Origin of the sequence: Methylobacterium sp. CCH5-D2 (genome assembly GCF_001556475.1) — a bacterium.
In the GTDB taxonomy this organism is placed as follows: domain Bacteria; phylum Pseudomonadota; class Alphaproteobacteria; order Rhizobiales; family Beijerinckiaceae; genus Methylobacterium; species Methylobacterium hispanicum.
Genome location: NZ_LSIX01000849.1, coordinates 1 through 8,709, shown reverse-complemented (window position 1 = coordinate 8,709; position 8,709 = coordinate 1). Strand labels below are relative to the sequence as shown.

At 69.5% G+C, this 8,709-nt stretch carries 13 protein-coding genes; 11 read left to right on the top strand and 2 right to left on the bottom strand.

Annotated features, from left to right (window positions below):
- Positions 1–116 precede the first annotated feature (116 nt).
- The 7 genes from AX737_RS22405 (at position 117) to AX737_RS22375 (ending at position 5,020) form a co-directional block, all read left to right on the top strand.
- Positions 117–1,169: a peptidoglycan-binding protein gene (locus AX737_RS22405; RefSeq protein WP_066921388.1), complete on the top strand. Its 1,053-nt coding sequence runs from the start codon at positions 117–119 to the stop codon at positions 1,167–1,169.
- A complete protein-coding gene (locus tag AX737_RS22400; RefSeq protein ID WP_066921390.1) occupies positions 1,169–1,642 on the top strand; it encodes a hypothetical protein in 474 nt (157 codons plus the stop codon). Before AX737_RS22405 ends, AX737_RS22400 begins: the two co-directional genes overlap by 1 nt.
- A complete protein-coding gene (locus AX737_RS22395; protein WP_156453665.1) occupies positions 1,632–1,880 on the top strand; it encodes a hypothetical protein in 249 nt (82 codons plus the stop codon). The genes AX737_RS22400 and AX737_RS22395 overlap by 11 nt, the downstream gene beginning before the upstream one ends.
- A gap of 110 nt (positions 1,881–1,990) precedes the next feature.
- Entirely contained in the window at positions 1,991–2,611 is a 621-nt protein-coding gene (locus tag AX737_RS22390) for a hypothetical protein (protein ID WP_156453666.1), read from the top strand.
- Positions 2,612–2,676: 65 nt separating this feature from the next.
- On the top strand, positions 2,677–4,080 hold the full coding sequence (locus AX737_RS22385) for a metallophosphoesterase (RefSeq protein ID WP_066921396.1): 1,404 nt from the start codon (positions 2,677–2,679) through the stop codon (positions 4,078–4,080).
- Positions 4,077–4,448, top strand: a complete 372-nt coding sequence (locus tag AX737_RS22380) for a hypothetical protein (RefSeq protein WP_066921398.1) — start codon at positions 4,077–4,079, stop codon at positions 4,446–4,448. The genes AX737_RS22385 and AX737_RS22380 overlap by 4 nt, the downstream gene beginning before the upstream one ends.
- The gene (locus AX737_RS22375) at positions 4,445–5,020 is read left to right on the top strand and encodes a hypothetical protein (RefSeq protein WP_066921399.1); all 576 of its coding nucleotides are present in this window, start codon (positions 4,445–4,447) and stop codon (positions 5,018–5,020) included. Before AX737_RS22380 ends, AX737_RS22375 begins: the two co-directional genes overlap by 4 nt.
- A 124-nt stretch (positions 5,021–5,144) precedes the next feature.
- On the opposite strand, the gene AX737_RS22370 is transcribed toward AX737_RS22375, so the two are convergent.
- Positions 5,145–5,372 (bottom strand): helix-turn-helix domain-containing protein, encoded by a 228-nt coding sequence (locus AX737_RS22370; RefSeq protein WP_066921401.1) that lies wholly within the window; start codon positions 5,370–5,372, stop codon positions 5,145–5,147.
- Positions 5,373–6,220: 848 nt separating this feature from the next.
- On the opposite strand from AX737_RS22370, the gene AX737_RS33525 reads away from it, so the two are divergent.
- Positions 6,221–6,364, top strand: a complete 144-nt coding sequence (locus AX737_RS33525; protein ID WP_156453667.1) for a hypothetical protein — start codon at positions 6,221–6,223, stop codon at positions 6,362–6,364.
- Positions 6,365–6,382: 18 nt separating this feature from the next.
- Here the strand turns inward: AX737_RS33525 and AX737_RS22365 are convergent, their stop codons facing one another.
- Positions 6,383–6,634: a hypothetical protein gene (locus AX737_RS22365; protein WP_066921403.1), complete on the bottom strand. Its 252-nt coding sequence runs from the start codon at positions 6,632–6,634 to the stop codon at positions 6,383–6,385.
- 140 nt (positions 6,635–6,774) lie between these two features.
- Between AX737_RS22365 and AX737_RS22360 the strand changes: the two genes are divergently transcribed.
- The 3 genes from AX737_RS22360 to AX737_RS22350 form a co-directional block, all read left to right on the top strand.
- On the top strand, positions 6,775–6,996 hold the full coding sequence (locus AX737_RS22360; RefSeq protein ID WP_066921405.1) for a hypothetical protein: 222 nt from the start codon (positions 6,775–6,777) through the stop codon (positions 6,994–6,996).
- Complete coding sequence (umuD, locus tag AX737_RS22355) at positions 6,993–7,448, top strand: translesion error-prone DNA polymerase V autoproteolytic subunit (RefSeq protein WP_066921407.1); 456 nt, start codon at positions 6,993–6,995, stop codon at positions 7,446–7,448. The genes AX737_RS22360 and umuD overlap by 4 nt, the downstream gene beginning before the upstream one ends.
- Positions 7,445–8,709 (top strand): Y-family DNA polymerase (locus tag AX737_RS22350; protein ID WP_066921409.1); only part of this gene is annotated, 1,265 nt, incomplete at its 3' end. The genes umuD and AX737_RS22350, both read left to right, overlap by 4 nt.

Genomic DNA, 8,709 nt, shown 5'->3' with positions numbered 1-8,709 from the left:
CCCCCGAAACGGGCGCCAGCCATGGCCGGCAGCCCAGCCGCAGCGCGAGCGCCGCAGAGGCGGTCTCCCTAGCACATCCGGGCGCCGAGCGCCCCCCCTTTGATCGCGAGATCGCCATGACCGACTGGAAGCGGATTCTCCGCGCCGTCGCGCCGAACGCGCGCGCCGACATCATTGCGGCCTTCGCGGCCGACGACGCGCTCCTCTCCGACACGCTCGATTCGCCGCTCCGGATCGCGCACTTCCTCGCGCAGGTCGTGCCGGAGAGCCAGTCCCTCACCCGGCTCGAGGAGAACCTGAGTTACTCGGCAGAGCGGCTCTGCAAGGTCTGGCCGAAACGCTTTCCCACGCTAGCCGCCGCCAAGCCGTTCGCGAAGAACCCGAAGGCGCTCGCCGAACGGGTCTATGGCGGCCGCGAGGGTAACGTGCATCCGGGAGACGGCTGGCTGTTTCGCGGCCGCGGTCTCGGGATGCTGACCTTCCGGAACAACTACCGGGCCCACGGCTTCGAGGCGAACCCGGGCGCGCTCTCCCAGCCACGCGTCGCGCTGCGCACGGCCCTCAGCTTCTGGGTCGCGAACGACTGCGCCGCCTACGCCGACCGGGACGACGTCGTCGGCCTGCGGCGGGTCTGGAACGGCGGGCAGATCGGCATCGCCGAGACCCGGGCGACGCTCGCCAAGGCCAAGGCCGTGCTGCGCACGCTCCCGGCCCAGGCGAAGCTGAAGGCCCTGCGCTACCCGGTCGGCGCGGTGGACGGCGATCACGGCGACCGCACCACCGGCGCCGTGCAACTCCTGCAGAAGCGGTCCGGCCTGCCGGTCACGGGCGAGCTCGACGACGATACGCTCGCCGCCCTCGACACCGCCGAGCCGCTCACGGTGCCGAAGAAGGACGCGGACCTCTCCAAGAGCCGCACCGTCCAGGGCGCGGGCGTCGCCGGCACCTTCGGGTTCGCCGAACTCGCCCAGAGCGCGGGCGAACTGAAGGACCAGGCCGAGAGCGCCCACGCGCAGATCTCGGCCGGGACCGTCTTCGGCCTCGTCATGGGTGGGCTGATCCTCGCGGGCGCCGCCTACGCGATCTACGCGCGCTGGGACGACGCCGGCCGGCCGCTCCCGAGCTTCCTCGTCCGTCGATTCCCCCGCCTCACCGGAGTCTCCGCCTGATGTTCGACTTCTCGCCCAGTGCGATCCTCCTCGCGCAGCCCTGGCTCGCGCCGCTCTACGTGGCGTGGCTCGCCTTCGCGCCCGCCGCGTGGTCGCTCGCCGCGGTCGGCGGCGCGCTGGTCGCCGCCTCGCTCCTCGGCGCCGCGTGGCTGCCGGGCTTCATCCGGCGCCCTGCGCTCTGGGGCGGGGTCGCCGCCATCGTCGTCGGGCTCGGCTGGCAGGCGGTGCAGGCTGAGGCCGTGCGCCGAACCGAGCGCGCCGCGCACGAACTCAGCCTCGCCGCCGAGCGGGCCCGCACGGAGCAGGCCGAGCAGATCACCCGCGACATCGCCGGCCAGGCCGTGAAGGACCTCGACGCCGAGCAACGCGCCAACGCCAAGCTGAAGGAACTCCTCCGTGATGCCCAGACGCGCCCGGGTGCCGATCGCCCTCTGCTCTCTCGCGACGATGCTCGCCGGCTGCGTGGGCTCTGAGCGGCCCGCACCGCTCGACCTGCGCGCGCCCGAAATTCGGATCACGCTGCCTGCAGCGCCCGAAAGCGTCGGACCGTGCCTCGCCCGCAGCTTCCCCGACATTCCGGACAGGGCCCTGAACCGCGTCGACCTGATGCGGATCATCGGCGAGGCGAAGCTCCAGGATCGCATGAAGGCGGCCTGCGGCGCGCGCGCAGTCGCGTGGATTGAGAAGGTCCGCGCCGCCTACGCCCGCTGACGACCCCTCTCCCTAATCGGGAGAGGGCCCCGCCCTCCCCACGCTGCGGGGGAGGCACACAAGCGCCCGCCGAGACGGAGCGCCCATCGCCCGTCTTCGGGATCATCGCCGTGACCACACAGCACATGCAGCAACAGCAACAGCAGCCCTTCGGGCCCGGGGGCGACTACGCCGAGCGACTCGTCCGCGTCGAGCGCGATGTCGCCGGGCTGAAGGAGGGGATGAGCAACCTCGCCACGACCGTCGACAAGGGCTTCCGGGAACTCACGGGCGACCTGAAGGCCCGGTCCGGCATCAACTGGGCTCCGATCTCCATCCTCGTCACGGTGCTCGGCCTGATCGGCACCGGGGGCGTCGCCTACCTGAACGCCGGGCAATCCCGGCTTGAGGTGGCGATCAGCAAGCAGGAGTTGCGAGCCGAGCGCTTCGTGCCGCGCGAGGATCTCGAGGCCCGGTTCACCACTCTCGGCCAGCGGCGCGACGATCTTCAACGCCTGAGCGATGCTCGGGTCGAGCGGATTGAGCGCGACGTTGAGGCCCTGTCGAAGCAGGTGGTCCCCCGGGGCGAACACGAGCAGACCTGGGCCGGCCAGCGCTCGCGCGATGACGGTCTCCAGCGCCAACTCGACACGCTGCGCCAGGAGCTCGCCTCGCTGAACACCCCTCGGGACACGATCCAGAGCATCATGCGCCGCCTGGACGAGATCGAGCGCCGCCGCACCGCGCCCTGACGACCCCAGGCGCGCGGGCCCGCCCCGCGCCTGCCCCTCCCCGCTTCCCCTCCCGAGGATTCCCGATGCCCGCAGCGCGCTCCGCTCCGGCCGACCTGGATCAGGCGCGCCGCGAGGTCGATACCGTCACGGCCTGCCTGCGGGAGGGCTTCCCGCCCGTCTCCCCGGCGGGCTGCACCACGACCAAGAGCGCGGTACGGGTGGCGGCGGACCGGCTCGGCGTGGATCGCCGCTCGCTGGCGGAGCGGATCGGGACGCCGGAGCGGCCCGGGTCGCACGCGCGGCGGTTCGACGGGCTTGCTCCCGACTGGTCGGCCTACGCGAAGGGCCAGGCGGAGCGGGGCGAGCTCGGCACGAAGCCCGTGCTGCCGGGTTTTGTGATCCGCGAAACAGTCACGAGGCTCGACAAGCACGGCGCCTACGCGGGTGAGACTATCCGGCAGGCGCCGGCCACCGGTGGGCCCTACGAACTGCCGACCGGGTTCAAGCTGAAGCGCGTCACCGCGAAGGTCGACGCGCACGGGCGGCTGCAGACGCAGTGGCTGAAGGGTGCGGAGGACGCGTTCGACCCGCTCGCCTTCGCGGCCGAGCTGCGGGCGGCGATGCTGGACGCGCGGGGCTCCGCCCCGATGGCATCGGCGCCGGCCGCTCGGGATGATGATCTGCTCACCGTCTACGTCGTCCCCGACCTCCATTTGGGTATGCTGGCTCACGGTCAGGAATGCGGTGAGGACTACGACCTCCGCATCGCCGCCGCGATGATGCGCCGGGAGATGGACCGGCTGCTCAGCATGGCGCCACCCTCCCGGCACGCCGTCGTGCTGTTCCTGGGCGACTTCTTTCACGCCAACGACCAGAAGAACGCCACGCCGCGCAGCGGGCACACGCTGGACGTCGATTCCCGCTGGCGGAAAACCTACGGCGTCGGCGCGCGCGTCGCGATCGGTGCGGCCACCGCGGTCGCGGAGCGGCACGAGCTTGTCGAGGTAGCCATGCTACCCGGCAACCACGACGAGGACGCGGCCCTGACGCTCGCCGTAGCGCTGGAGCTCTACTTCGAAGAGCACCCCCGCATTGAGGTCGCGAGCGGCTCAGGCATCCACTGGTTCCGGCGCTTCGGGAAATGCCTGCTCGGGGCGACCCACGGCCACACGATGACCCCAGACCGCATGGCGATGATGCTCGCCACCGACCGGGCGAAGGACTGGGGCGAGACCGAGCACCGGCACATGCTATTCGGGCACATACACCACGCCACGGCGAAGGAGGTCGGTCCGGTCCGCGTCGAGTCGTTCTCGACCCCGGCGGCGAAGGACGCCTACGCGGCGGCCGGCGGCTACCGCTCCACGCGCGCCCTGAACGCCGTCACCTTCCACCGAGAGGACGGCGAGGTCTGCCGGCACCGGGTGAACATCCGCGCAGCAGCCGGCGAGGCTGCGCGGGCGCCGGATTTGAGGATGGCCGCGTGAGCTTCCGCCTCGTCATCGTCGAGTCCCCGTTCGCGGGCCGCGGCGACACGCCGGAGACACGGGCCGCCGACCAAGCGCGGAACATCGCCTACGCCCGGGCGGCGATGGCAGACTGCCTCGCGAGGAACGAGGCACCGTTCGCCTCGCACGCGCTCTACACCCTCCCGGGCGTGCTGAACGACGACGATCCGGCCGAGCGGCGCCTGGGCATCGCGGCCGGCCTCGCCTGGGGCGAGCGCGCGGACGCGACGGTCGTGTTCACCGACCGCGGACTCACCCCCGGCATGCGCGAGGGCATCGACCGCGCCCGCATCGCCCGTCGGCCTGTCGAGATGCGCTCGCTCCCCGGATGGAAGGACCCCGCATGATCATCGGCCTCACCGCACCGGCTGGGGCCGGCAAGTCCCTCGCCGCCGCCTACCTCGCCGAGCGCCACGGCTTCGCCCGCGTGCGCTTCGCCGATCCGCTGAAGGCGATGCTGCGGGCGTTTTACGTGTTGCTGGATCTGTCGGACACCGAGATCGATCGGCGGATCGAGGGCGACCTGAAGGAGGCACCGGACCCGGACCTGTGCGGACGAACGCCGCGCCGGGCAATGCAGACCCTCGGCTCCGACTGGGCACGAGACCTCATCGGCCGCGATCTGTGGACCCGCTCGTGGGCGAACCGGTCCGATCTCGCCCTGATCTCGGGTCGATCCGTCGTTGCCGAGGATGTCCGCTACGCCAACGAGGCGGAGACGATGCGGGCCCGCGGTGGCATCGTCGTGCGGATCGTCCGCCCGGATGCCGAGAGCGCCCGGCCCGGCGCCGCCGGTCACGCCAGCGAGGCGATGGACTTCCCCGCCGACATCACGATCCGGAACGATGGCACGCCGGAAGTGCTGTTCGCCCGGCTCGACGGAGTGATCCGGCGCTTCGCCCTGCCGCGCGCCGCCTGATCTCCCCTCCCCCTGCGCGTCGCGGTGGAGCGACCGGCCGATCGCCGTAAGACCGACCTCTTCTGTATAGACGCGCACGCGCCGCACGGCTCCTTAATGGGGGCCGTGCGGCGCTTTTTGCGTTCTAGGGGAGCCCGCAGGCGCGCCGCGTCGCAGCGACCCATTCCTCGCGCTGGTCCGGGGTCATCATCTCCCACGCGATGATCACGGCCACGAGATGCTGGGGCACGTCGCCCTGCTCGCCGCGTATCTGCCGGGAGATCGTGTTCGGTGGTCGCCCGAGCAGCCGTGCGAGCGTGACCTGTGAAAGGCCAGTTGCCTTCGCCCGTCGCTGCCAAGGTTCGTTGTCCATGGCCTGGCGCCCTACCGCACGACGATCCGCCTCGCAATTAGTCATCATGAAGTTGATTTTCAGCCTTGCTCGCATGGCGCGTGCTGACTAATAATCTACACCACGTTGATTGTTCAAGGTGTACGCTGTAGATGAGGCACCGCCAACCTGCTTTGTGCGATTGTGGGGAGCATCTCTGGATGCCGCTCACCAGGGGCTTCGTCGGTCTGGCGGACCCCAGCGACATCACTGCGGTGAGTGATCACGTTTGGCACGCTAATTTTCCAAAGCACGCAAGGTCAGCCTACGTGTGTACGAATGTGTCCAAACGGCCTATGTCTCTGCATAGGATGCTTATATCTGCCGCGCCTGGGGAGATTGTCGATCATATCAACGGAAACGGCTGCGACAATCGCAGGGCCAACTTGCGGCTCTGCACTCATGCTGAAAACATGAGAAATAGGAAGAAGTCCCGCGGCGGGAATAGCAAGCACAAGGGCATATACTACGAACCCAATAAGCAGCTTTGGCGCGCAGAGATCAAATTCCAAGGCAAAAAGATCCGACTTGGGCGATACAAATCAGCGGACGACGCCGCGCTCGCATACAGGGCGGCGGCACAACGTTACCACGGCAACTTTGCACGCCTGGAATAGTCCTCCCAGCCACCTTCACCAGAAAGGCGATGGAATACAGGTGCGTGGGGGCAGGAGGGGACGGCGATGGGAGCAACCTGCCCGATCTGCGGCGATCCGCGTGCTTACCCGCTATGGCTGGATAAGGAGCCGCCGTTAGCGTGCGCCGCAGATCGATCCTGGCACGCGGGAGGCCCAGTAACGATCAAGAGCGTTGCCGAGTGCCCAACGCAGATGGCTCGCGCTCGACAGGCGGCCGAGCGACGCCGCCTTTGCCCGGATGCCTTCGACGCGAACGGCAACATGCTGCCGGGCCAACTCGCCCGCGTACTACAAGCCTACGTAGAGGCGCACCCCGGCGAGCCGTTGAAACTCTGAAGGCGAGAGGGGGCTCCCTCACCCGCCCAAGCTCTCGGCGAAGTCGTCCGGCACCTCGCCGAACCGACCCAAGATCGTCGCGCTCTCCAACTCGCCCGTCTCGTCATCCGCCACGATGCTGAGCGCCGCGGTGCCGGGCGTGCGGCCGGCCATCGCCTCCGCGCGCTTGAGGGCGCCGCTCGCGGTCGGGGCCTGGATCTGCTCACCGGGCGAGAGCCGCTTCCGCTTCAGCACGAAGGTCTGGACGAGGTGGGTGGTTCGCATGCCCATCGCTTGGGTTCCCTACTGCCAAGCCCCGATCCGGGGTTTTCCACGATGTCCACAGGCTGAGGTGCTAACCGCAGAGCCGCGTTGACCGGGACGATCCATCCTGTTTGTTCTCTCTATGTTCTGCAAGGAGAGGCAAGCGGATGCATCGGCAGGCTGTGGACAACGATGCATCCGAGGTTGAGCGGATCGCTGCGGCGTACGCGCGAGCGGCGGGTGGCGACACCTGGGCAGCGCTCGTCCAGGCGGTCGCGGACGCGCTCACCGATCTCGCCGAGGCCGAGCGCCGGAGCCTGCGGCGCGACCAGCTCATCTCCCGGGGCTACGTGCGCGGTGCCGTGCTTGATACGAGCGAGCGCGCATGAGCCTGCGCCGGGTCACGGAACTGCCGGACGATGGCTTCGCCACGGTGCGTGTGCCGCTGCTGGGCCAACGGCTCTGCGCGGGCTTCCCCTCCCCTGCCGACGACTTCCTCGAGGGTGCGCTGGAACTGCCCCGCTGGCTGGTGCCGAACCCGCCCGCCACCTTCCTCTGGCAGATCAGCGGGGAGTCGATGCGCGGCGCCGGCATCTTCGACGGGGATCTCGCCATCGTCGATCGCAGCCTGAAGGCCGGGCACGACTGCGTGGTCGTGGCCGTCGTCAACGGGCAGATGTCGATCAAGCGGCTCATGATCGAGGGCAACCGCGCGCGGCTCGCCTTCGACAACCCCGACCTGCCTGCCTTCGCGGTCGAGGATCTGGAAGAGGCCGCGATCTGGGGCGTGGTCCGCTTCACGATCCGCTGGCACCTCGTGCGCGGGCAGCTCGGGCGATGAGCCGGGCTCTGGCGCTGATCGATGGCAACAGCTTCTACTGCTCCTGCGAGCGCGTGTTCGACCCCAAGCTCGCGGGCGTGCCCGTCATCGTGCTCTCGAACAACGACGGCTGCGCCATCGCCCGCACGGCCGAGGCTAAGGCGCTCGGGATCAAGATGGGCGATCCCTTCTTCAAGATCCGCGAGATGTGCCGCAGCCAGGGCGTGCGGGTGTTCTCCTCGAACTACACCCTCTACGGCGACATGAGCGCCCGCACGAACGCGGTGTACCGGGACTTCTCACCCCGGGTGGAGATCTACTCGATCGACGAGAGCTTCCTTGACCTCTCGGATCTGCGGGCAGACAGGCGCGTCGAGCTCGCCCGGGATCTGCGCGCCACCGTGCGCGCCTGGACCGGCATCCCGACCTGCGTGGGCATCGGCCCGACCAAGACGCTCGCTAAGCTCGCCAACCACATCGCGAAGACGGTGCCCGACCTGCAGGGCGTCTGCGACCTGACCGATCCGGTGGCTTACGACCACTGGCTCTGCCGCATCTCGGTTGCCGAGGTCTGGGGCATCGGTCGGGCCTCGCTCGCGAAGCTTGAAGCTCTGGGTGTCGACACCGTGGCGGACCTGCGCGACCTCGACCCGCGGCCGATACGCAAAGCGATGACGGTCGTGGGCGAGCGCATCATCCACGAGCTGCGCGGCCTCGCTTGCCTGCCGCTGGAGCTGATGCCGGCCCAGCGCAAGGGCTGCGCGGTCACCCGCTCGTTCTCCCGGCGGATCACCGACCGGGCCGAGCTGGAGCAGGCGGTCTCGGCGCACGCGACGCGGCTGGGCGAGAAGCTGCGCCGCGGCGGGCTTGCGACGAACCACGTCAGCGTCTTCTACCACACCAGCGAACACGACCGGGGCGACCCGATGCGCTCGGTCTCCACGACCGTGAAGCTGCCGGAGGCGACGAGCGATACTCTCGCGCTGATCAAGGCGGCGCTGCTCGGTGTGGCCAAGACCTGGCGCGAGCCGGGCGAGCGGCCCTGGCGCTACGCGAAGGCCGGCGTGATCACCACCGACCTGATGCGGTTGGAGGACAGCCCGCGGGCGCTGATCGGGCAGATGGACCGAGAACGGTCTGGTCCGCTGATGGAGGCGATCGACGCCTGCAACGCGCGTTGGGGCGCGGGCTCGGTCGTGCCGGCACGAGCCGGCGTGCTGGAGAAGCGGGACTGGAGCACGAAGTTCGAGATGCGCACGCCGCGCTACACGACGCAGGTGAG

What these genes read in the sequence shown, in the direction of transcription:
- AX737_RS22405 (WP_066921388.1), top strand. Translation starts at nt 117, where the DNA reads ATGACCGACTGGAAGCGGATTCTCCGCGCCGTCGCGCCGAACGCGCGC.
- AX737_RS22400 (WP_066921390.1), top strand. Translation starts at nt 1,169, where the DNA reads ATGTTCGACTTCTCGCCCAGTGCGATCCTCCTCGCGCAGCCCTGGCTC.
- AX737_RS22385 (WP_066921396.1), top strand. Translation starts at nt 2,677, where the DNA reads ATGCCCGCAGCGCGCTCCGCTCCGGCCGACCTGGATCAGGCGCGCCGC.
- AX737_RS22375 (WP_066921399.1), top strand. Translation starts at nt 4,445, where the DNA reads ATGATCATCGGCCTCACCGCACCGGCTGGGGCCGGCAAGTCCCTCGCC.
- AX737_RS22370 (WP_066921401.1), bottom strand. Translation starts at nt 5,372, where the DNA reads ATGGACAACGAACCTTGGCAGCGACGGGCGAAGGCAACTGGCCTTTCA.
- AX737_RS33525 (WP_156453667.1), top strand. Translation starts at nt 6,221, where the DNA reads ATGGCTCGCGCTCGACAGGCGGCCGAGCGACGCCGCCTTTGCCCGGAT.
- AX737_RS22365 (WP_066921403.1), bottom strand. Translation starts at nt 6,634, where the DNA reads ATGGGCATGCGAACCACCCACCTCGTCCAGACCTTCGTGCTGAAGCGG.
- AX737_RS22360 (WP_066921405.1), top strand. Translation starts at nt 6,775, where the DNA reads ATGCATCGGCAGGCTGTGGACAACGATGCATCCGAGGTTGAGCGGATC.
- umuD (WP_066921407.1), top strand. Translation starts at nt 6,993, where the DNA reads ATGAGCCTGCGCCGGGTCACGGAACTGCCGGACGATGGCTTCGCCACG.